This is a genomic window from Bacterioplanoides sp., assembly GCF_965219715.1.
Lineage (GTDB): Bacteria > Pseudomonadota > Gammaproteobacteria > Pseudomonadales > Oceanobacteraceae > Bacterioplanoides.
In genome coordinates, this window is sequence record NZ_OZ244785.1 from 2,324,266 (window position 1) to 2,344,361 (window position 20,096).

The 20,096-nt window shown below is 49.4% G+C and carries 23 protein-coding genes; 10 read left to right on the forward strand and 13 right to left on the reverse strand.

The window, feature by feature from the left end:
• Positions 1 to 27 precede the first annotated feature (27 nt).
• The 8 genes from ACOQOZ_RS11030 to ACOQOZ_RS11065 all read right to left on the reverse strand — a co-directional run bounded on the left by ACOQOZ_RS11030 (position 28) and on the right by ACOQOZ_RS11065 (position 6,587).
• Positions 28 to 2,244 (reverse strand): CHASE2 domain-containing protein, encoded by a 2,217-nt coding sequence (locus tag ACOQOZ_RS11030; RefSeq protein ID WP_420592325.1) that lies wholly within the window; start codon positions 2,242 to 2,244, stop codon positions 28 to 30.
• A gap of 81 nt (positions 2,245 to 2,325) precedes the next feature.
• Positions 2,326 to 2,634, reverse strand: coding sequence for a hypothetical protein (locus ACOQOZ_RS11035; protein ID WP_420592326.1), 309 nt, complete (start codon positions 2,632 to 2,634; stop codon positions 2,326 to 2,328).
• A gap of 43 nt (positions 2,635 to 2,677) precedes the next feature.
• Entirely contained in the window at positions 2,678 to 3,838 is a 1,161-nt protein-coding gene (locus tag ACOQOZ_RS11040) for a glycosyltransferase family 4 protein (protein WP_420592327.1), read from the reverse strand.
• 90 nt (positions 3,839 to 3,928) lie between these two features.
• Positions 3,929 to 4,624 carry a helix-turn-helix domain-containing protein gene (locus tag ACOQOZ_RS11045; protein ID WP_420592328.1) on the reverse strand — a complete coding sequence of 232 codons (696 nt, stop codon included), beginning with the start codon at positions 4,622 to 4,624 and terminating at the stop codon, positions 3,929 to 3,931.
• Between the two features lie 232 nt (positions 4,625 to 4,856).
• Positions 4,857 to 5,291 carry an HPP family protein gene (locus ACOQOZ_RS11050; RefSeq protein WP_420592329.1) on the reverse strand — a complete coding sequence of 145 codons (435 nt, stop codon included), beginning with the start codon at positions 5,289 to 5,291 and terminating at the stop codon, positions 4,857 to 4,859.
• Between the two features lie 39 nt (positions 5,292 to 5,330).
• Positions 5,331 to 5,588, reverse strand: coding sequence for a DUF4404 family protein (locus tag ACOQOZ_RS11055; protein ID WP_420592330.1), 258 nt, complete (start codon positions 5,586 to 5,588; stop codon positions 5,331 to 5,333).
• 64 nt (positions 5,589 to 5,652) lie between these two features.
• Positions 5,653 to 6,156: a hypothetical protein gene (locus tag ACOQOZ_RS11060; RefSeq protein ID WP_420592331.1), complete on the reverse strand. Its 504-nt coding sequence runs from the start codon at positions 6,154 to 6,156 to the stop codon at positions 5,653 to 5,655.
• 224 nt (positions 6,157 to 6,380) lie between these two features.
• The gene (locus ACOQOZ_RS11065) at positions 6,381 to 6,587 is read right to left on the reverse strand and encodes a DUF2788 domain-containing protein (RefSeq protein WP_420592332.1); all 207 of its coding nucleotides are present in this window, start codon (positions 6,585 to 6,587) and stop codon (positions 6,381 to 6,383) included.
• Positions 6,588 to 6,724: 137 nt separating this feature from the next.
• Between ACOQOZ_RS11065 and ACOQOZ_RS11070 the strand changes: the two genes are divergently transcribed.
• The gene (locus tag ACOQOZ_RS11070) at positions 6,725 to 7,723 is read left to right on the forward strand and encodes a putative solute-binding protein (RefSeq protein ID WP_420592333.1); all 999 of its coding nucleotides are present in this window, start codon (positions 6,725 to 6,727) and stop codon (positions 7,721 to 7,723) included.
• 75 nt (positions 7,724 to 7,798) lie between these two features.
• Here the strand turns inward: ACOQOZ_RS11070 and ACOQOZ_RS11075 are convergent, their stop codons facing one another.
• Positions 7,799 to 9,277: an AbgT family transporter gene (locus tag ACOQOZ_RS11075; RefSeq protein WP_420592334.1), complete on the reverse strand. Its 1,479-nt coding sequence runs from the start codon at positions 9,275 to 9,277 to the stop codon at positions 7,799 to 7,801.
• 57 nt (positions 9,278 to 9,334) lie between these two features.
• Here ACOQOZ_RS11075 and ACOQOZ_RS11080 point away from each other — a divergent pair, with 57 nt between their 5' ends.
• Together ACOQOZ_RS11080 and ACOQOZ_RS11085 are read left to right on the forward strand one after the other, a co-directional pair.
• Positions 9,335 to 10,438, forward strand: coding sequence for an NAD(P)/FAD-dependent oxidoreductase (locus ACOQOZ_RS11080; RefSeq protein ID WP_420592335.1), 1,104 nt, complete (start codon positions 9,335 to 9,337; stop codon positions 10,436 to 10,438).
• A gap of 266 nt (positions 10,439 to 10,704) precedes the next feature.
• On the forward strand, positions 10,705 to 10,950 hold the full coding sequence (locus ACOQOZ_RS11085; protein WP_420592336.1) for a hypothetical protein: 246 nt from the start codon (positions 10,705 to 10,707) through the stop codon (positions 10,948 to 10,950).
• A gap of 41 nt (positions 10,951 to 10,991) precedes the next feature.
• Here ACOQOZ_RS11085 and ACOQOZ_RS11090 read toward each other — a convergent pair whose 3' ends face one another.
• Positions 10,992 to 11,723 carry a TetR/AcrR family transcriptional regulator gene (locus ACOQOZ_RS11090; protein WP_420592337.1) on the reverse strand — a complete coding sequence of 244 codons (732 nt, stop codon included), beginning with the start codon at positions 11,721 to 11,723 and terminating at the stop codon, positions 10,992 to 10,994.
• Positions 11,724 to 11,912: 189 nt separating this feature from the next.
• On the opposite strand from ACOQOZ_RS11090, the gene ACOQOZ_RS11095 reads away from it, so the two are divergent.
• Complete coding sequence (locus tag ACOQOZ_RS11095; protein ID WP_420592338.1) at positions 11,913 to 12,590, forward strand: hypothetical protein; 678 nt, start codon at positions 11,913 to 11,915, stop codon at positions 12,588 to 12,590.
• A 79-nt stretch (positions 12,591 to 12,669) separates the two neighbouring features.
• The gene (locus ACOQOZ_RS11100; protein WP_420592339.1) at positions 12,670 to 13,128 is read left to right on the forward strand and encodes a hypothetical protein; all 459 of its coding nucleotides are present in this window, start codon (positions 12,670 to 12,672) and stop codon (positions 13,126 to 13,128) included.
• 103 nt (positions 13,129 to 13,231) lie between these two features.
• Here the strand turns inward: ACOQOZ_RS11100 and ACOQOZ_RS11105 are convergent, their stop codons facing one another.
• Entirely contained in the window at positions 13,232 to 13,627 is a 396-nt protein-coding gene (locus ACOQOZ_RS11105; RefSeq protein WP_420592340.1) for a hypothetical protein, read from the reverse strand.
• A gap of 137 nt (positions 13,628 to 13,764) precedes the next feature.
• Between ACOQOZ_RS11105 and ACOQOZ_RS11110 the strand changes: the two genes are divergently transcribed.
• The 4 genes from ACOQOZ_RS11110 to ACOQOZ_RS11125 all read left to right on the forward strand — a co-directional run bounded on the left by ACOQOZ_RS11110 (position 13,765) and on the right by ACOQOZ_RS11125 (position 17,692).
• Complete coding sequence (locus tag ACOQOZ_RS11110; RefSeq protein WP_420592341.1) at positions 13,765 to 14,628, forward strand: DUF6685 family protein; 864 nt, start codon at positions 13,765 to 13,767, stop codon at positions 14,626 to 14,628.
• 133 nt (positions 14,629 to 14,761) lie between these two features.
• Positions 14,762 to 15,790, forward strand: coding sequence for an AraC family transcriptional regulator (locus ACOQOZ_RS11115; RefSeq protein WP_420592342.1), 1,029 nt, complete (start codon positions 14,762 to 14,764; stop codon positions 15,788 to 15,790).
• 176 nt (positions 15,791 to 15,966) lie between these two features.
• Positions 15,967 to 17,166 (forward strand): glycosyltransferase family 4 protein, encoded by a 1,200-nt coding sequence (locus tag ACOQOZ_RS11120; RefSeq protein WP_420592343.1) that lies wholly within the window; start codon positions 15,967 to 15,969, stop codon positions 17,164 to 17,166.
• A complete protein-coding gene (locus tag ACOQOZ_RS11125) occupies positions 17,120 to 17,692 on the forward strand; it encodes a phosphatase PAP2 family protein (RefSeq protein WP_420592344.1) in 573 nt (190 codons plus the stop codon). The genes ACOQOZ_RS11120 and ACOQOZ_RS11125 overlap by 47 nt, the downstream gene beginning before the upstream one ends.
• 8 nt (positions 17,693 to 17,700) lie before the next feature.
• On the opposite strand, the gene dinB is transcribed toward ACOQOZ_RS11125, so the two are convergent.
• Positions 17,701 to 18,780 carry a DNA polymerase IV gene (gene dinB / locus ACOQOZ_RS11130; RefSeq protein ID WP_420592345.1) on the reverse strand — a complete coding sequence of 360 codons (1,080 nt, stop codon included), beginning with the start codon at positions 18,778 to 18,780 and terminating at the stop codon, positions 17,701 to 17,703.
• Positions 18,781 to 19,025: 245 nt separating this feature from the next.
• Between dinB and ACOQOZ_RS11135 the strand changes: the two genes are divergently transcribed.
• Entirely contained in the window at positions 19,026 to 19,268 is a 243-nt protein-coding gene (locus ACOQOZ_RS11135) for a Rho-binding antiterminator (protein ID WP_420592346.1), read from the forward strand.
• A gap of 28 nt (positions 19,269 to 19,296) precedes the next feature.
• Here the strand turns inward: ACOQOZ_RS11135 and ACOQOZ_RS11140 are convergent, their stop codons facing one another.
• Positions 19,297 to 20,088, reverse strand: coding sequence for a heme ABC transporter ATP-binding protein (locus tag ACOQOZ_RS11140; RefSeq protein ID WP_420592347.1), 792 nt, complete (start codon positions 20,086 to 20,088; stop codon positions 19,297 to 19,299).
• Positions 20,089 to 20,096 lie beyond the last annotated feature (8 nt).

Below are 20,096 nucleotides of genomic sequence, written 5' to 3' on the forward strand. Positions count from 1 at the left end.
GCCGGCAGATCTGCTGCCGGCGCTTTTTTATTTCTGCGTATGGCGGAAAACCCCGTCCCAATCCTGCGGTAAATTTTCCTGACGTAAGTCCGCAATCCGGTCTTTATAGACCTGATACAACTTCTGCTGTGGATAGCCATGAATTAACTCAGCAAACGCCGCGGCCGCAGCATCCCACTGCTGTTCCATATATAACTGGTGAGCCGCTTCATATTGAGTCAGCTCAGCAGAAAGCTCTGCGGTCAGCTCCTTTTGCAAACATAGCGGCTCGTAAACCCGTACCGGCTCGTTTTTCCCTTTCACCTGAATACGATCAATGTAACGATAAATAAATTCCGGCGCTAAAGCCTGGGTATGCTCACCAATTAATATTTTTGCGCCATAAAATTTAGTAATACTTTCCAGCCGTGAGCCAAGATTTACTGAGTCGCCAAGTACGGTATAAGCACGACGATAAGAAGATCCCATATCACCGACGTTCATTGGTCCGGTATTCAGACCAACGCCGATTTCAACCGCGGGCCAGCCTTTTTCAGAAAATTCATCACGCAGTTTCTGCGTCATCTGCTGCATTTTTAACGCGGTTAAAACGGCATGATATGCGTGCCGCTCGTCATCAACCGGCGCCCCCCAAAATGCCATCACCATATCACCAACATATTTGTCGATGGTGCCTTCATTATCAAAAATAATCTTAGTAATAGGAGTAAAATAGCTATTCAGAAACGCTTTCAGTTCTGCGGCAGATAACGTCTCTGAAATATTGGTAAAGCTGCGGATATCGCTGAACAGCACTGTGAGTTCTTTTTGCTCGCCCTCAAACTGGTAGGCGCTGGGATCACTCATCATTCGGTCGATATGTGCCGGTGGCACATATTGATCGAACATGCCTTTTAACAGCCTTCGACTGGCATTTTCCCGTAAAAAACCATAACCAAGGTTCAACATGGTTAATACCACCACCAGCAATATAATGGCAGCCAGTGGCAGATCGAGATTCAATTTATTCCATAAATAAAAGTTGCCGGTAACGGCTAACAACATGGTGGTGCCACTGACTACAATTGCCAGAATGGGCCCTAGCCTCGGCAGCCACAACGACAAAATAGCACCGATTAAAACCAGTTGAGTTAGTGTTGCTCCCGCTTCCCATTCTGGCCGATAAGGAAAGCCGTCATTCAACATGGCATCAATAATATTGGCATGCACTTCAACGCCCGGATATTGGGTGCCTACCGGTGTGGTTCTTAAATCCGCCAAACCAATGGCCGAAGTTCCAATCAGCACAATCGCACCTTCCAGTGCATCATTATCAATCCGGCCGTTTAATACATCCGTCGCAGAAAAATAAGGGAAGGTTTTTTTACCACCACGGTAAGGAACAATCACCCGACCAGAACCATCGGTGCGAGCCATTTGTTCTGCCAGGCCAATTCGGCGTAGCACTTCAACCTGGCCCACCCGGGCAGTTTCCAGCATCAATTCATTATCGAATAAATACGTCATGACCGTTGCCAGCGACAGCGATGGATAGACATTATTGCCATAACGAATGGTGAGTGGTGAACGACGCACCGCACCATCAGCATCTGCAAACGTGGTGACAAAGCCGCCACCTTGTGCGGCCTGTTGCAGTAAGGGTAAATTGGCGGCATACCCCGGTTTGGTAATCATCACCAGACTTTGGCGTTGCGAATTATTGAGACGATAAGCCGGTGCTGGCAGCTGACCAACCGTGACCGAACCTTCATCAAGAAAGAAGAATCCAAGCACCACATCAGTGGACGGCAATTCCTGAGCCAGCTGGCTATCACCATCTACCTGACGGTACCAACCGGATGGCACTTTCCAGACTTCACCATCAATGGCGATGCGCTGTTGAACTTCATCCACCGGATTTCGCTCCGGTTCAGAAAACACCACATCAAATGCCACAACCACCGCACCATATTCACTCAGTGTGGTTACCAGTTCGGCCAGCTTATGGCGACTCCAGGGCCAACGCCCCTGTTCTGCTAATGCCTGTTCATCAATATCAATAATGGCGATAGGTTGTTCGCCAATCTGCTTAGGCTGCCATTGTAATGACCAGTTAAATCGCAGGTCGTACCAGAGATAGTCCAGTCGATTTAACCAATGGCCAGAGTTCTGATTCAGCTGCAGGCTCATTAAAATCAGATAGCCGGTGAGTAACACACCGAGAATTGCGGACACCCGTGTACGTGGAATACCACTCCACTGCATAGTATTGCCTCAAAAACGTCCTTGGATTGGGCAAACCCTAGCACAGGTGCACCAAGGTGTCGCATTTATAGCAATCGGTAATCAGGCCATCACAACCTGTCCACGATAAATCCGTTGTGTGCGTTTAGCCGTGCGCTCAGCATCGTCAACAATCTGCTGCGCGCCACGATATACTCGAGGCTCAGTGGTAAACGCAGGAACTGGCTCCTGAGTTGGCAAAAATGACTCAATAAGCTGCAATAATTCACGACTTACGCCACTCTGCACTAGCGTTCGCAGCTCATTTTCCAGCGTTGGCGAGTCATAGTGAATAACACACCCTTGCTCATTTTTCGCCAGGCGTTTAATTTTTTGCAGCGTTGCAATGCTTTGACGGTTAAATTCCATCATTCGCCCCTCAATTATTTTTAAACTAATAATCAAAGAGCAAACCTCATACCATGGTTTGAATTTGTTCTGTCTTTTGTTCAGGTGAGTGATGAATAGCGGCATCGACGTGTTGATCAAATTGCAGAGTCACTTTTGCCCAGCTGGCTTGTTCAGCACTTTCGCGCGCTTGTTTCCCAGCCATGGATAAATCCATTTTTAATAATTGCCGACACGCCTGGGTGAATGCGTCTGAGTCATCCGCTTTAGCCAGTTGCCCATCAACTCCCTGGCGGATAAATTGCCCGGCTGCCGCCAAATCATAAGCGGCTACTGGTAAGCCGCTGGCCATGGCTTCCAGAGTGACCAAACCAAACGTTTCTGTCTGGCTGGCAAACATAAAAAAATCCGCCGAAGCGTAATACCTTGCTAATGCTTCCCCGGTTTGTACACCAGCAAAAATAATATCCGGATGTTGCTGCTCTAGTTGCGAACGCAGTGGTCCGTCACCCACCACCACCAGCCTTAAGTCAGGTGTGTTTTGTAAAAGCTTGCGATAACTTGCCACTACTTGGGGAATATTTTTTTCAGCAGCAACACGACCGACATACAAAGCAACCGGCTGATTGTCATTAACCTGCCATTGACTACGTAAATAGGCAGACCGTCGTCGCGGATGAAATAATCCACAGTCCACACCGTGCGGTAAAACATGCACATTTTCAAAACCGTTGCTGCATAAAAATCCTGCGCTTTCTGCCGAGGGCACCAACGTGCCCAGAGTTGAATTATGAAAACGACGCAGCCAGTTTAACGTCAGGGTTTTAATCCAGCCCATACCGTAATAACTGGAATATCGATGGAAATTAGTGTGAAAAGCACTAAGAACCGGAAGTCCCCGTCGCTGCGCTTCTTTTAAGGCAGAATTACCTAGCGGACCTTCGGTGGCAATAAATACCAGCTGAGGCTGAAACTGATCCCAAACGGCTGCTATACGTTTAGTGGAAGGCAAACCAATCTGCAGATCCGGGTACATAGGGATTGTCAGGCCTTTCACCCAGACCTCTTCAACCTCCGGTACCCAGGACGATTTAGGCCGGGTGCGAATGATCTGAATGCGGTATTTATTATTATCGAAAGCCTGAATTAAATGGCGCAATGAATTAGCGACACCGTTCACATCGGGGACGTAGGTTTCACTAACAATGCTGATTCGGACGGGTGTCATACTCAGGATCTCTGACCATAATCTGATCAGTTTGACGCCTGAGTGATGACAATTTAATGAAAGCCGCTATTGAGAAAAACCGGTATGGCCTCAGGCAGACTCTTCAGACAATTTTGATAAGCGATAACGCAGCTGTCTCGGCGTCAAACCAAGCACTTTTGCAGCCATGGTTTTATTGCCATTACATTTTTCGATAGCGGCATGAATATCAGACAACTCGTCGGCCTGTACCCGCTGATACGGTCGTGCGTACAGAGTTTTGAAATTCGGAACAACCTGCGTTGCAAGCATCTGAGCAATCTGAGTCCCAAGGAAGCTCACAGTCGACAGCTCAACAGAACCTGGGCCATTACGTAAATCCAGCACCAGAACAGCCAATACCGACTGACGCAACATCAACGGCATTAGCAGACAACGATCCTGACCTGTTAGCTGACTGTGCTGCGGAACAAATACATCCGCACATTCACTGCCTTCTTTAATAACCAGCCACTCACGTGATTCAAACTGACGACACAGCGCATGCTGTACCGCAAAACTGTAAACACCATTGGTCACACCCGTAGAGCAGAACTGAGCGCGAAAACGGCTCGGGGAATCCGGCACAGCAACCGAAACATTCTGCAGACCTGACACTTCACAGATTAAAGACAGAATTCGCTGAATGCTGTCTTCGTCCTGATAACGCTCCTGCAGAATAGACGTCAGGGAGTCGAGCATATCCGGCTGAAAAACCGCAACTTGGTTAACAGGGCGATAATCCTGAATATCCGCAACTTTGTACATAAACTGCTCCTTGGTAATCGGACTTAGGTCTTAAACTGACATAAGTACTAATTGGCAAACTCCGTACCAACACCAGGAAGTACCGCAATATTCGGTGGCGGGCCGCATCAACACTGACAATGCGGCGAATAGCATTGAATCCCAGGCATAAAAAATGGCGCACTGATCGTGCGCCATTTTTAAGCATGCAGCCCTTAACAATGAACCAAGGCGGTGCAGCCGGGTAATTTATTCAGGCAATACTGGGATCATCATCCGGCAGGTATTCTTTTTTCAGCCATTTAGAGAAACCACGACAGGCGTCCTGGCTGGTGAGAATTCCGGCAAGGCGATCCTGTTTCAGCACCAGCACCGCATTCACATTTTGTTCCGCCATACCATCGAGCACCACATCCAGACGGGTGTGCAAATCCACCTGCTTGATTTGCTGCTGGCACATATCACCAGCGCACAATTCAGTAACTTCAGCAGCCGAGTGCCCTGGCTGACGCGCCAGCATGATGTCTTCGGCGTTCAACAGACCAATAACTTTATGCCCTGCCATAACCGGCAAGTGGTGGCAGTCATGTTCTTTCATCAGGTCGGCAGCCTGAGCTAACGATGTGGTTTCATCCACATGAACCGGGAAAGCCGTCATGATCTCACTGACCGTTGGCATATGACGCATATCTGTCTCCTGCTCTGATTTTAAAATCCGTTCGCTTAACTAAACACCAATGCGTCCCAAGGTATCAACAATCTGGCGCAATATTCCGGATAAGGTTGGATATTCCTGCTCAAAGCGGATCGCCTGTTGCTGAACCTGCTCAGTAAGATCTTCATCAGGCTGAGCAGCACCACTCTGTCCAGCAATGTCGTCAGCAATGGTCTTCAGCAGTTGCTGACTCTCGTCATCCAGCTGAGGGTGCTGTTGTAAGGCGTCGTGTAATTGCTGCAACTGCTGCTTTAGCGTTTCCTGAGGCATATTGATACTCCTGTGATGTCAGTCTTCAGCTTAGCAATTACAGCCTGTGGATTCCTAACCTAAATCAGTATTGGGCATGAAAATAGAAAGACATATCACAAGTTGAACTAATAGCCTGCAGCGAGTTGCGATTTGCCAGATCACCGATATAGAACAGACTGACGTCATCCAGCTGCATTTCCTGAGCGCAAGGAACAACCTGACGCAAAGTGTGGAAGATCATGCTGTGACTTGAAGAGATTGGCACCAGAATATGATTGGTGTTGCGCAGACTCTGCATCAGCTTCAGCATGCGCTGGGTGTTGTAGACCAGACTCTCTTTTGGATTGGCGTAGAACAGTTGCACCGAACGTTGCGCCAGACCATGACGCTCAGCCAGATGCCAGACCAGTAGCATAACATCCTGAATCAGTTCGCTGAGTTGGGGGGTATAACCGATCAGACCTGCGCCAGACTGATTATCGGGAATATTATGGAGAAATACCTGTGATTGACGGCCACTCAGGGCCTCCGGTACCGCATAAGCGTTAAATACTTCAGCTGCTCGTATCCGGTTAACAGCGCTCATAACCTTTCCTTGTGTTGTATTTCAAAATCAGTGATCGTCCTGACCACCGGAGCTGCAGAGCATATACAGGTCGGATCCTGACCTGGCGTCAAATCAGCACTCTGACTCATGTTTGCACCTCCAACGTGACAGACATTAAAGGTATAGTCAAAGACTTTCACCAACGCGACTTTCGAAAGCGACAAAGTCGCTAAAAACTTTAAGAAAGTCAGTAAATTACCGAATCAGAGCATGTCGCTCATAAAGTTTTCCAGCACCAGCTTGATGACAAAGCCAAGCACGCCAACAAACAATCCGAGAAACAATACAAACTGCCCGAACTTACCCGCATTCGAACGCTTGCCCAGGTCATAAATAATAAAAGCCATAAAGCCGATGAGTAAGGTCAGACCGATGCGTAAAGCCCAGGTTTCAAACTGCTCTGCATTCATGATGTATTGCTCTGATTAAATCGGCGCGCATGATAACACACCTCAAGGATGGCGTTCCCTCACCTTTGGTAATCAATAAGGTGTCAGTTATGATAGCGCCAAAATAATAACCCTTAGCTCACCAATAGGATGACAGCATGCGCATCTTGATCGCCATCATGGCATTAATCAGCTCACTTCCCACTCTGGCTAACGAAGCCGGCAAGCAGGTTTTCTGTATTTTCGACCCCGTTGGCGCCCGTGGCCCGGTATATTCCGCCATGCTCGATTATCAGACTCAGGCCCTAGAATGGGGCGCCAACCTGGAATTGAAAGCCTATACCAACGAGGCTGTTGTGGTTGCTGATTTCCAGGCAGGTCACTGTGATGCAATGGGCGTTACCGGTACCCGCGTTCGTCCTTACAACCCGTTTACCGCCAGTATTGAAGCACTGGGCGGTCTTAACGATTACAAAGAAATGCAGCAACTGCTGGGCATGCTGACCAAGCCAAAGGCCAGTCGTTATATGGTTCAGGGCGATTATGAAGTAGCCGCCATTCTGCCAGGTGGTGCGGTATACATTTTTGTACGCGACAAGCAAATCGACTCAGTTGAAGCCGCCGCCGGTAAACGTATCGCAACCCTGGATTACGACAAAGCCTCTGTGAATGTGGTTGAACACGTCGGCGCAACCATGGTGCCATCGACTGTCGCCACCTTTGCGCCTCGATTTAACAACGGTGACGTTGATATTGCTTATGCCCCGGCTGTGGCTTATCAGCCATTTGAAATGTACAAAGGCCTGGGTGACAAAGGTGGTATCTATAAGTTTTCCATGGCACAAATGAATTTCCAGATGATTATCCGCCACGATAAATTCCCGGAAGGTTTTGGCCAGAAGAGCCGCGAATACACGTATCAGCATTTCGATAAAGCGCTGGAACATATTCGCAAAGCCGAAGCCGATATTCCTGCTAAATACTGGCTGAATATTTCTGCCGACAAAGAAACGGACTACAAAGAAATGTTGCGCCAGATTCGTATGAAACTGAGCAACAAAAAGATTTACGACAAGCGCATGATGAAGCTGATGTTCAAACTGCGTTGTCGTTCTAACCCTTCACATTATGAATGTGCAGAGCGTCAGGAAGGCTGAGCGAGACTCTTCAGAACAAAAGTCAGATACAAAAAAGCCTGCATCAGCAGGCTTTTTTGTATCAGTAAAACATCATTATTGCGGCCCGAGAGGAATAGCCAGAGCCAGCCACAGAGCCAGAAAAATACTCCAGCTGAACAACATCATTAATGAAAATGGCATCATCATCGCCAGTACCGTGCCAACCCCTGCATCATTTCGATACTTCTGCACCAACGCCAGCACCAAGGGAAAATATGGCATCAAGGGGGTAATGATATTGGTACTGGAATCACCAATACGGTACGCCACCTGAGTCACCTCCGGATTGATCCCAACCAACATCAACATAGGTACCAGTACTGGTGCCAGCAGCGTCCATTTCGCCGACGCACTGCCCAGTAGCAGGTTAATCACAGCCACCAGAATAATCAGAACAACCAGCGTCAGTGCTTCCGGTAACGCCAGCATCTGTAATACTGAGGCCCCCTGAATCGCCACCAGTAACCCCAGATTGCTCCAGCTGAATGCCGCCACAAACTGGGCAGCAAAGAACATCAATACCAGATACGGCGCCAACAACCGGAACGTCTCTTCCAGATCTGCAACAAGCTTGTGACTGCTATCGTAACGCCCACTCATTCGTCCATATAACGCACCACTAAGACCAAACAATAAACCAATCAGGACACTCAGATTTCGCATAAACGGAGACTTCAGAAATCCCTCGTCACCGGCAAGCCAGGCACCAGACACAGTACCGGCGAGTAACAGCAACACCGCCAGCGCTATAAAAAACCACAGCGACACTCGTGCAGCTCCCCGATGCTGATCATCAAAGACAGGGAGCTCCTGAGTTTGTTCGCTACTCAGCAAAGGCTCAACCCAGCGGTGTAAGACAAAACTAATCACCAGCGTCATAAAAATCGTCGACGCCGCCATAAAATAATAATTGGCCACCAGCGACACCGAAGCCGCCGGATCAATCAGGCGTGCACTTTCTGTCGAAATGCCCGACAGGATAGTATCCACCGGGCCAACCATTAAATTAGCGCTGTAACCACCGGATACCGCAGCAAACGAGGCCGCAATTCCCGCCAGTGGCGACCTGCCAGCCAGCTGAAACAACAACGCACTGAGTGGAATCACCACAACGTACCCGGCATCAAACGCCAGACTGGATAAAATACCCACCAGTACCACACCCAGCGTCAGACCCACTCCGGGCAGATGACGCATCAGCTGCTGCAGCCACTGCCCCAGCAAACCACTTCGCTCTGCCAGCCCCAGACCCAACATCACCACTAATACCGGACCCACTGGCGCAAAACCGGTGAAGTTCTTCACTGCAGATGACAACATCCAGACGATGCCTTGCTCACTGATTAATGCATTGGGCAGCACCTCGGCCTGAGTTGCCGGGTGCAGCGCTTGCCAGCCTGTCCAGCTCGCCAGTGACGACAACACGACCACCAACAGCCATAACACAACAAACAGCAGCGCCGGCGCAGGCAAACGATTTCCCCAACGCTCGATGCCTGCTGAAAACCGCTGCCAGAAAACAGATTGATTCATAGGGTTCAAAATCCGGTAAAATTTTCTCCACCTTAACATCTGACAGAACAAACCCAAATGCAGGCAGATTTTCAATTCTGTGTCATCGGAGCAGGCGTTGTTGGTTTGGCTATCGCTTACCAGCTGAGCCAGCATGGCAGCGTGATTGTGCTCGAAAGACACCCGATAACAGGCTCAGAAACATCCAGCCGGAACAGCGAAGTGATTCACGCCGGACTGTATTACCCTGCTGGCTCTCTGAAAGAATCGCTTTGCCTGCGCGGCAAACATCTGCTGTATGCGTTCTGTGAGCAGTATCAGGTTCCGCACCAGCGTATTGGTAAATTGATTGTGGCCCGGCACTCTGATGACGCTAAGTTGCTGCAACTTGAGCACAAAGCCAGACATCTGAATATTCCGCTTGAGCGCCTGAATCAAACCCAGCTGCAACAGAAAGAGCCCGAAGTGCGTGGTCAGGCAGCGTTGTTTTCTCCCACCACTGGCATCATCGATAGTCATGCGTATATGCAAACGCTTACACATCAGGCACAACGCCATGGCGCTTTGATTATGTGTCAGAGTGAATTTCTCCGGGCGGAGCAACAACAGCAAGGCTGGTCGGTTGATATCCAGACTGCGGACGGGCCATTTTCATTCACAACTCAAAAGCTCATCAACAGCGCGGGTCTGTCAGCGCAACAGGTTGGCAAACACCTGCCCGTTTCCAATCAACCCGCACCTGAGCTGTATCCCTGTCGCGGACATTATTTCAGCTACTCCGGCAGTAACCCTTTTAATCACCTGATATACCCACTGCCGGAAGCAAACCTGACTGGCCTAGGCATTCACGCCACCATTGATCTGGGGAATCAATTGCGATTCGGGCCGGATACCGAATACTTAGGAGATGCGCCTCTGAACTACGACGTTGACGAACAGCGCCTGAAGGACAAATTCTGCAACGCAATTCGCCAATACTATCCACAGATGGACAGTGAAAAACTTCACGCTGACTACGCTGGTATTCGCCCGAAACTGCACTCACAACATCAAAGCACAGCCGATTTCGTGTTCCGTCACAATCGTCATATGATGCACCTGTTTGGCATCGAAAGTCCCGGCCTAACCGCCTCACTGGCAATCGCTGAAAAGGTCACGCAATGGGCCACTTCGTCGACCTGACCGATTCCAACTAAACCACAAATGACGCCCGGAAAAGCATCAGGAAGGCATAAAAATCAGTAGGTTATAACAATTTTTCTAAATGAAACCGGGAGTCTGTACAGATTAGTTACAATGCGACTACACTGTAATTTGTCAGGCTACGAACCATCACGTCTTGTTATACAAAAAGTCACAAGAAGGCTCTGATACGACACAAGCATGATATCCCGGGCTGCTAATCTAAGAACAGTTGTTAAACATTCTGATGTAGCGAAGAGAGAGTTATGAGTCAGCCATTGCGCTCGAAAGACCAGCACGAACATCCAGGCGTCAGCACTATCCTGTCAGGTCAGGTGATGGTGCCTATCTGCTGCGACCACTGTCGCCGCGAGACGGATGTCAGCCTGCAACAACTGAAAGCGCAGCACCCTATTTTATGTGAGCACTGCTATGAAGTGCGTACCTTCAGCGATACGGAATTAAAGTTAACCCGTATGTTGCTGGCGAATGCCGGATTTCACTTTGCGTGATCCGGTATCTGGAGGCCAGCAACCGCATGTTATACGCTTGCTCAGCTTTTACGCTGACGTAATAAGTCAGGAATGATCAGTGCCAGGTAGCGTTTCAGCGTACGGCGAATATGATCGAAGTCGGCATTGTCGCTTCCCACCAGCAATACTGAATATTCTATTGAGTGGAATAACCCCATCAACATCTCAGCATCTTCACGTGGTGTTGGCGATGAAACCAACTGCATAAACTCTTCAATCTTGTCTGACAGCGCTTTGCGGTGCATTAACGCCAGCTCACGAATACGATCATTCACAATCGCTTCATAACGAAACGCCTGCTCGGCAATCAGCATGTCGCGCTCGTTCCCGGTCTGTTCTTTGACATAATTTGCCAGCTGGGTAACCAGATAATCGAGCACTTTATCCAGCTCTTCTTCGCTGACATTTTCACCGGAAGTCAGAGCCTTCAGGTGACTGACCGACATCTCTTTCAGCGGCAAATAAAACTGATCAGCAAAACGGTTAACCACACCCAACGCTTTTTCAGTGTAAAGCGTGAAGGTATCAACAATCAGTTCCTGAATATCTTTGAAGTAATAAGTGGTTGCAGCCAGCGGCACATCCGCTTCTTTCGCTACCGCACGATGACGGATACCACGCACACCTTCACGCACAACAATTCTCAGTGCGGCTTCAAGAATCAGACGGCGCCGGTGCTCACTCTTTGCCCGGCTGGCTTTGCGTCCCTGATACGCTAAGGACTTCCCATTACCTGTGCCATCTGGCGCCATATATGTGTCTCCGAATACTTCAGTTTGATGTCCAATTATGCCAACTGGTCAAAATATTGAAATGTAATTTTTAGGCACGATAGTCTCACCAATTTCGCAGAGGCGTCACAGCCCCTTTACAAAGCTGTACATACGTACCGTTTTAAGGTTAGATGAGCACTAATAATTATAAATATACAGGCAACAAACATGCTTCATTCTCTTAAAAAAGCCGCCCTGCTCGGCTGCTTTATTCCTTCTATGGCATTTGCTCAGGATCAGCAAAAGACTGAGTTTATCCAGCAATATTTTGACCGCGAATCAGAGCACGCCGAGCTATGGCAAAACGGCTGGTTTGGTTTGTTTGCAGGCGTCGCCACCCTACAGGGCATCGCCTACACCCAGACTGAAAATGAGCCCAATCTGACCGATCGGGCAGTAGGTTTTACCACCAGCTTTCTGGGCGCTGCGGATTTACTGCTAAACCCATTAAATACTCACAAATACGCAGAGCAACTGGCAGCGATGCCAGACGACAGCGAAGCTCAGCAAACAGCCAAACGCCAGCAGGCAGAACGTTGGCTGGAGGCGGTTGCCAAGCGTGAAGCGTATGAACAAAGCTGGGTTAATCATCTGTTGTCCGGTCTGGTGAACGGCATTGCCGGCGCAGTTGTTGCCAATGAAGGTGACCGCACCGGTAAAGGTGTCGCGACCTTTATCAGTGGTGTGGTAGCCAGCGAACTGAAAATTTACACTGCGCCTCAGAATGCAGAAAAAGCACTGCAACAATATCGCCAGGGGAATTACTCACTAACGGCAATATCAGAGCCACAGCGGTGGCAGTTTGCCGCTGTTGGACCGGTTTTTCACGCCAGCTACCGCTTCTGATACCCACAGCGCCGCAGAAATACGTACTCTGAGGGGTTGGCATAACTCCTGCTGAAGCACCTTCAGCAGGAGACAAATTATGCAGTTAGGCGCACTTTCCAATTATCTACAGAATCAGCCACTGGGAACCGGTGCCACCAGTGAAAGCCAGGCAGCGGCGGGTGTTGGTGAAGATCAGCAGCCTCTCGAAGCAGGCGCTTATAACCCATCTCAGCGGGCCATTCTGATCAGTGCTGTTGCCAGTGAGTTTGATGTTCAGCAGCTGGAAACCGATGAAGTCGGAAAATTACAGCTCAAATTACAGCAATATGGCTTGCTACAGGGCAATGATATGGGTGGGTTTGCCTTGCTACATAACGCCCGTGGCCAGCTGCAAACTGATGAAAACCTCGATGCATTGCAGTTACTGAATATCGCCAAACAGCGCTTCGATACCGACCAGGTAGGTTACAGCCAACGGGTTCAGATTAATCGCATGCACACTCTGGTTGAAAACCTCGCGTCAGCACGCAGCCTGATGCAGCCAAGATCGGCTTAAATAATTCAGGAAAAAATAACGCTGGTACACTACAAACACCGAAGATAGGAAGACGTCGCGTCAGAGAAAATAACCGCAACAGAGATGGTAAGAGGGAGAAATTTCAGGGCAAGTAAGTCTTTCGTTGCTGCATATCGCCCGCTTCCAGAGACTTTTTCATAAAGCGGACTTTGTTATCCAGTTCACGCTGATTCCACATTGTCAGGCTGCCATGGGCACGACACAACTGCAGCGTTTCCTCGACGATCATACGTAACGATTCCCGCACTTCGCAGGCAGACATGCTGCGCAACAAATCGTCGACAACAACCGGCCATTCATTACGTAATAAGGTCCCCTGTTCCAGCCCCTGGCATACCAGCCATTCATCCAACAGGGTATCAAACAAAGGAACGGGCTCACGCTCAACACTGGGCTGACCTAAACCTGATTCGGCCAACGCAGAATCGATCTGCGCCATTACCTCCAGTGGCGTTGGGATATTCGGAGTCTGAGGCATAAAAATAACCACATCTAAGTAATTAGTTGTTACTGCCGATAACCATCTCATAGGCTTATCAGATGATTAGTGCTTTACTGATAATTAAGCATAGACAGCAAACTTAACTTTGAGAAAATTCCGCTCAGGAAATTCCTATGACAACGGGCCCATCAACCTTTGACATCGAAGCCTTCCTTAATTCTCTGGTACAACGCATGTTCCCGGTCTGGTATGCCGCCCAGGCAGTAAAAGAAATGCCTCTGGCGGATATGGGAGTTCTCAACCCAAACAATTTTTTATGCCATCGCTGGCTCAGCCTGCACAGCGTGGTTCAAGCCATGCAGGGCTCGCTGGAAAATGCTGGCAGCGAATGGCAGACGCTGCATCAACTATTAGGAAAGCTGATTGTTGAACAGGATTATCAGCGCCCCCTGTCGATCAGCGCGATTCAGGGAGTCGAGTACTCTGGCCACGACGCCAACCTGCCGAACATCGCCAGTTATGCCGAGCACTACCTCAGCGACTTTCCGTGGGAATCCGCAGAAGATTTTGACCGCAATGTAAAAGCCGCGTTTCCCGACAGCGAAAAGCCATTCCGGGTGGTCTATCGCGAATGGGATGGCCGTTATTACTGGGTCAATAAACAGGAGCCCGATCATTTTGCCGCCGCCTCGCTGCATGCTCAGCAAAAACAGCGTGATGCCACCATCACCGCCAACATCAATGTTGAAAGCCTGCATATGGCGTCCCTCGACGCGTTACGCAGCCAGTTCTGGCTACTGCTGATGACCCGCGACGATGCCTATCGCGTGCTTGAGCTCCTCAACCAAACGCCGTTTAAAGTGATTCTGTGCGAGTTTGAATGGCGCCGTAGTGATCTGGTGGTGCTGTGTGCAGAAAAAAATCAGGCTAAGCTGAATAACATATTGCTCAATCTGCAGAACAATCGCTCCAGCCAACAGGTGACCGATTTAGGGCGTTACCTGAACCGCCACCACCATCCATTCCGTAATCAGTAAGGGCTGTGAATTTCGGCCAGATTGTATAATCCAATGCGACATTTTCAGCCACGAGACGACCTCTAGCGCTTGATTTAGCCGAAAAGCCTGTCATGCTTAGGCCGTTATAAATAAAACAATAAACGGTAAGCGCATGATCAGAGGTACCTGGAGTCTTACTGAGCCACTTGTGCCAGTGAACGTTCCGGCGACAATGGTTCGGGTCGGTCGTGAGAAAGGCCTGCAACAGGATATTTTGTTAAAAAATACCGGCATCACAGAAGAGATGCTGGCAGATCCAACTGCCCGCCTGACCTATCAGCAGCTGCTGTCCTTAACAGAGAACCTGATTCGCAATTACCCTGCTAATACTCTGGGTATTGACCTTGGTGCTGCCGTTAACATTAATCAGTATGGCATGTTAGGTTATGCCATTCTCAGCTGTGCGGATATCCGCAGCGCGTTACAGCTGGGCCTGAAATATCACTCGCTGATTGATCCGGCTTTCACGTTTGAAGTGGTGGAGCAACAACAAACCACCGCAATCCGCCTGACAACACACATCCCGCTCGATCATATCTATCGCATGTTATGTGATGTATTTGTGGTGAACTTTGCCACGCTGGGCCGCTTCCTGACCGGCAACAATGCGCTGCAACCGGTGGAAGTACATCTGAACCATCCGGCTCCGGACTATATCGATGTATACAAAGAATATTTCGATTGCCCGATTCTGTTTGATCAGCCGCGTACCGAGTTGATTGTTGATTCCGGCTATCTGGATTTGCCACTGATTATGGCCGACCAGGCAACCGCCGCCATGGCAGAAAGCCAGTGTGCTGAAATTCTTGCCCGTATGGGGCCAAAAGAAGGTATTGCCGCAAAAGTTCGCCGCATCCTGTTATCCAACCCGGGGCAGTTTCCTCCGGTGGATGTGGTTGCCAGCCAGCTGGCAACATCCACCCGAACTCTGAGCCGTAGCCTGCAGGAAGTGGGCACTTCCTATCAGCGTATTCTTGACGAAGTGCGCAAAGAGATGGCGATCGAATACCTGCGCAATTCAGCCCTGCCAATCGAAGAGATTGCCGCTTTAGTGGGTTACTCCGATCCATCGAACTTCCGCAAAGCGTTCCGTCGCTGGACCAGCCACGCGCCGTCTTATTATCGTGAAGAAAACGAATAAACGTCTGACACTCAGTTAGCGAACCAGCAAAAAGCCTCTGTCTAATAAAAAGTCAGGGGCTTTTTAATATCTGTTACCCGGCTTCACTGGACTGTCACAGCACTGCAAGAGAAGTGTCACATTTCAATCGCAAAGTAGAAAAAAGATTGAAATGGCATATCCCTGCAAGGCTGAGAATGGATCTGACACTGACACGCATCACTCTGGTTACTGAAACCTTTGCCCCGGAAATTAACGGTGTGGCCAATACGCTCGGCCATCTGGTGCGCGGTATGCTGGACGCTGGCATTGAAGTTCAGGTGATTCGCCCACGTCAGAATAAGCAAGACCAGAACCGCCAGGAGGGCCGCTTAGCCACGGTCACTTTACCCGGTCTGCCATTGCCCGGTTACAACGACCTGAAATTCGGTTTACCGATAAAAAGCCGGATCCTCGATGCCATCAGCCAGTTCCAGCCCCAGGCGGTTTATGTTGCAACAGAAGGTCCAATGGGCTGGGCTGCGGTTAAAGCCGCACAGCAACTTGGTTTGGGAGTACTGAGCGGTTTCCACACCAATTTCCACCAATACATCGAGCACTATCACCTCGGCCTGCTGGAAAGTCTGGCGTATCGCTATTTGCGTTATTTTCATAACCAGACTCAGGGCACATTGGTGCCAACCCGTAAACAGCGGGATGAACTGGAACAGCACGGCTTTGATAACGTCCGGGTATTATCCCGTGGGGTCGACAGTGAATTGTTTTCACCTGCCAAACGCAGCGACGCATTACGCCGTCAATGGGGAGTAAAACCCCAGGATCTGGTGCTGCTTTATGTTGGCCGTATCGCGGGCGAAAAGAATATGGATCTGGCGCTGAAAACCTATCAGCAACTGTTAAATGCTGACGAGCGGGTACGGCTGGTACTTGTGGGTGATGGTCCGGAACTTGAGACCATTCGTGAACAATATCCACAGGTCATCTGCTGCGGAATGCAACGCGGAGAAGACCTGGCGCAACATTACGCCAGCGGCGATATTTTTCTGTTTCCGAGCAAAACCGACACCTTCGGCAATGTCGTCACCGAAGCCATGGCAAGTGGCCTGGCCGTTGTCAGTTTTGATTATGCCGCCGCCCACGAACACATTCGCAACAACCATAACGGCATGCTGGCCGATTTCGCCGATGATCAGAATTTTATTCAGCAAGCCGCCACTTTGCTCGACAGCCCGAACCTGTTGAATCAAATCCGGAATAACGCACGTCATATTGCCCGGGAAATTTCCTGGAACAGTATCGTGGAAGAATTTATTGCACGCCTTAACAGTACTCAAACTGAGGTAAATAACCATGGCCTTAGCAAAACCAATGCAACCAAAAGCCGCGCTACTGTTTGATAAAGCAGATCGCCTTGAGCTGACGTTATGTCAGCAAATGAACCGTATGGGCTACTACCGTACCATCCGGTTATTTTTTAAAGCCATCAGCCGTCTCGGCGATGGTGTGTTCTGGTATTCGCTGGCACTGGCATTACCGTTTTTTTATGGTGCCGAAGCCATTTTTGCGCTCGGCCACATCACACTCACCGCGCTGTTGTGTGTGGCGATTTACAGCCAGTTAAAAAACCGTCTGGTACGTCAGCGACCATTTATTTCTTTTCGTGATATTACCGCACATACAGCACCACTGGATCTGTACAGTTTCCCGTCGGGCCACACCATGAATGCGGTTAATTTTGCGATTTTATTCAGCGTTTTCTTCCCGGCGCTGTTATGGATTGTTGCTCCCTTTGCCATTCTGGTTGCACTGTCGCGGGTAATTCTGGGGATGCACTATCCAACCGACGTACTGGTCGGAGCCGCTCTGGGTAGCCTGATCAGCGTCAGTTCATTAGTACTGTTTCCGGCTGGTATGTTTGCTTAAAAAGCAGGTCAGAATAAATTCAGCTGCTGCTCATTTATTTGTGGGCAGCGCCCACCGATGCCTAATAATCGGACGCCCTGATCCTGACGTTTAATCGCTTGTTTAAACAGTCGGGCAAAACCTTCTTCACTCGCTACCTCATGAGCATCCGCCAATGTGGTCTGGGTAAAATCGGCAAATTTCACTTTCACATAGGGCGCCAGCTGCTCAACTTCAAATTCGGTTTTCTCAACACGCTCAAGCCATAACTGCCACAATCTGGGGAGTTGCTCCAGGCAGGCCGACTCACCCAATAAATCTTCAGCAAACGTCCGCTCAACACCAATCGACTTACGTTCGCGGCCCATACTCAGCTGGCGCCGATCAACACCACGACAGCGTTGATACAACATCGCTCCCATACGGCCAAATTGCCGAACTAAATCCGTCTGACTCCAGCTTTGCGCATCCGCACAGGTGGTGATTCCTTGCTGTTCCAGTTTTTTCTGCATCGCCGGTCCAATGCCTGGTACCTTGCGAACGTCCAGTAAACGCACAAAGTCATCTACCCGATGAGGTTTCACCACACACTGACCATCAGGCTTATTCCAGTCGCTGGCTACTTTTGCTAAAAACTTATTCGGAGCAATCCCCGCCGACACAGTAATACCCACTTCGTCACGCACACGCTGACGAATCTGTTCAGCAATATCACTGGCATTTAATTCCGGATTTATTTCCAGATACGCTTCGTCTACCGATACCTGCTGTAATAAACAATCGCCATCCCGACGCCAGGCATATTGCCGCAAAATAGCCATCACCTGGCGAGAAACATCGCGATACAAGTTCATCCGTCCGCCGACCAGGGTTAAATGTGGGCACAGCTTCAACGCATGGGCTGTTGCCATGGCCGAACGCACACCAAATTCACGAGCGGGATAATTGCAGGTTGAGATCACTCCCCGACGTTTGGCGTCACCACCAATCGCAATGGGAATATCGCGGTACGCCGGGTTTTCACGCATCTCCACCGCCGCAAAAAAGCAGTCGCAATCGATATGAATTACTTTTCGGCTGATAGCAGATTCAGGCCTGGTTGGGTTCATAACATTCAGTAGGGCTTGGCACAGTCACTCACTCTGTTTGAGAATATCATCGATGATAGCCATCAGATGCCATTAGCAATCAGGAAACACTGTTCAAATATACAGCATAGTATTTACACATCCCAGAGCGCTGGCCGATAAGCAGCGACGAGAACTGTGACTTTGTTTACCTTGTTTGAACTGACCACAAGATATACTGGCATTATCGTCGAGCCATCGCCGATCAGCCTGAAATGGAGATAGCCATGCTCACCTGCCAGCAATACGACTACATTGAAATCGCCTGCATGTATCGTTACCCGACCCGCTTACATTTGAAAAATGGCGAGACCGTTGAAGGTACCGCCATTGATACCTGTCGTAATGAGCAGCAACAGGAGTGTATTGAGCTAGAATCGGACGGTGGATTGCACAAAATCGTGCTCGATCAGCTGACAAAGCTGGAGGTGTTAATTGCTAATCCAAACTTTCAGGAAGTGTATTTCTGACTCCCTGCATCTGAGTTCGGATACTCGGCTAACGAAACGCCAGCCATTGCTGATTCTGTTGCGCATATTGCATCGCCAGATTGCGATCCAGATCGTACGCCTGTTGCAAAACATCCGCATCACCCAGCAACTGTCGGCCACCAGACGCAAGTTCAGCACCATTTTTAAGAATCAGAATATCGTCCGCCCAGCTGGCGGCTAACGCCACATCATGCATCACCGCAAGCACCGCCACCCCCTGTTGAGCAAACTGATCGGCCAACGCCATAATTGCATGCTGATGGGCTGGATCCAGCGCCGAGGTGCATTCATCCAGCAACAAATAACGCTGTTTAAGCTCTCCTTCCTTTGCATCCGGATTTGGCTGCCAGATTTGTAACAATACCCGGGCCAGCTGTACCCGCTGTTGCTCACCACCGGATAACAACGGATAAGACCGATCCCGCAAATGCCAGACATCGGTACAAGACATCGCCTGCTGAATTAATTCGTGGCTTTGATTTTCATCACCATAAGGCGTTCTTCCCATCGCCACGACCTGATACGCCTGAAATGGAAAAGTCAGTTCAACCTTCTGTGGCATTACCGCCAGATGCTGCGCCCGTTGTAAGGCCGGCCACTGGTGCAAAGCATGACCTTCCAGCGCAATCTCGCCATGATAATCATCGATTTCCTGACTGATGCATTTTAATAAAGTCGATTTACCCGCACCATTTGGCCCTAGTATCGCCAGCTTTTTTCCCGGAGAAATGACGCAATGAATATCATCAAGAATATTTTTATCGCCGCGTTTCACAGCAAGATTGGTTATTTCAATCATAGAGTTTT

Excerpts from the sequence above, each read along its gene's own strand:
- ACOQOZ_RS11105 (WP_420592340.1), bottom strand. The coding sequence starts at position 13,627 with ATGCCTCAGACTCCGAATATCCCAACGCCACTGGAGGTAATGGCGCAG.
- ACOQOZ_RS11030 (WP_420592325.1), bottom strand. The coding sequence starts at position 2,244 with ATGCAGTGGAGTGGTATTCCACGTACACGGGTGTCCGCAATTCTCGGT.
- ACOQOZ_RS11115 (WP_420592342.1), top strand. The coding sequence starts at position 14,762 with ATGATCAGAGGTACCTGGAGTCTTACTGAGCCACTTGTGCCAGTGAAC.
- ACOQOZ_RS11065 (WP_420592332.1), bottom strand. The coding sequence starts at position 6,587 with ATGAATGCAGAGCAGTTTGAAACCTGGGCTTTACGCATCGGTCTGACC.
- ACOQOZ_RS11060 (WP_420592331.1), bottom strand. The coding sequence starts at position 6,156 with ATGAGCGCTGTTAACCGGATACGAGCAGCTGAAGTATTTAACGCTTAT.
- ACOQOZ_RS11070 (WP_420592333.1), top strand. The coding sequence starts at position 6,725 with ATGCGCATCTTGATCGCCATCATGGCATTAATCAGCTCACTTCCCACT.
- ACOQOZ_RS11055 (WP_420592330.1), bottom strand. The coding sequence starts at position 5,588 with ATGCCTCAGGAAACGCTAAAGCAGCAGTTGCAGCAATTACACGACGCC.
- dinB (WP_420592345.1), bottom strand. The coding sequence starts at position 18,780 with ATGAACCCAACCAGGCCTGAATCTGCTATCAGCCGAAAAGTAATTCAT.
- ACOQOZ_RS11040 (WP_420592327.1), bottom strand. The coding sequence starts at position 3,838 with ATGACACCCGTCCGAATCAGCATTGTTAGTGAAACCTACGTCCCCGAT.
- ACOQOZ_RS11110 (WP_420592341.1), top strand. The coding sequence starts at position 13,765 with ATGACAACGGGCCCATCAACCTTTGACATCGAAGCCTTCCTTAATTCT.
- ACOQOZ_RS11080 (WP_420592335.1), top strand. The coding sequence starts at position 9,335 with ATGCAGGCAGATTTTCAATTCTGTGTCATCGGAGCAGGCGTTGTTGGT.
- ACOQOZ_RS11140 (WP_420592347.1), bottom strand. The coding sequence starts at position 20,088 with ATGATTGAAATAACCAATCTTGCTGTGAAACGCGGCGATAAAAATATT.
- ACOQOZ_RS11075 (WP_420592334.1), bottom strand. The coding sequence starts at position 9,277 with ATGAATCAATCTGTTTTCTGGCAGCGGTTTTCAGCAGGCATCGAGCGT.
- ACOQOZ_RS11085 (WP_420592336.1), top strand. The coding sequence starts at position 10,705 with ATGAGTCAGCCATTGCGCTCGAAAGACCAGCACGAACATCCAGGCGTC.
- ACOQOZ_RS11045 (WP_420592328.1), bottom strand. The coding sequence starts at position 4,624 with ATGTACAAAGTTGCGGATATTCAGGATTATCGCCCTGTTAACCAAGTT.
- ACOQOZ_RS11135 (WP_420592346.1), top strand. The coding sequence starts at position 19,026 with ATGCTCACCTGCCAGCAATACGACTACATTGAAATCGCCTGCATGTAT.
- ACOQOZ_RS11120 (WP_420592343.1), top strand. The coding sequence starts at position 15,967 with ATGGATCTGACACTGACACGCATCACTCTGGTTACTGAAACCTTTGCC.
- ACOQOZ_RS11035 (WP_420592326.1), bottom strand. The coding sequence starts at position 2,634 with ATGATGGAATTTAACCGTCAAAGCATTGCAACGCTGCAAAAAATTAAA.
- ACOQOZ_RS11095 (WP_420592338.1), top strand. The coding sequence starts at position 11,913 with ATGCTTCATTCTCTTAAAAAAGCCGCCCTGCTCGGCTGCTTTATTCCT.
- ACOQOZ_RS11090 (WP_420592337.1), bottom strand. The coding sequence starts at position 11,723 with ATGGCGCCAGATGGCACAGGTAATGGGAAGTCCTTAGCGTATCAGGGA.
- ACOQOZ_RS11100 (WP_420592339.1), top strand. The coding sequence starts at position 12,670 with ATGCAGTTAGGCGCACTTTCCAATTATCTACAGAATCAGCCACTGGGA.
- ACOQOZ_RS11050 (WP_420592329.1), bottom strand. The coding sequence starts at position 5,291 with ATGCGTCATATGCCAACGGTCAGTGAGATCATGACGGCTTTCCCGGTT.
- ACOQOZ_RS11125 (WP_420592344.1), top strand. The coding sequence starts at position 17,120 with ATGGCCTTAGCAAAACCAATGCAACCAAAAGCCGCGCTACTGTTTGAT.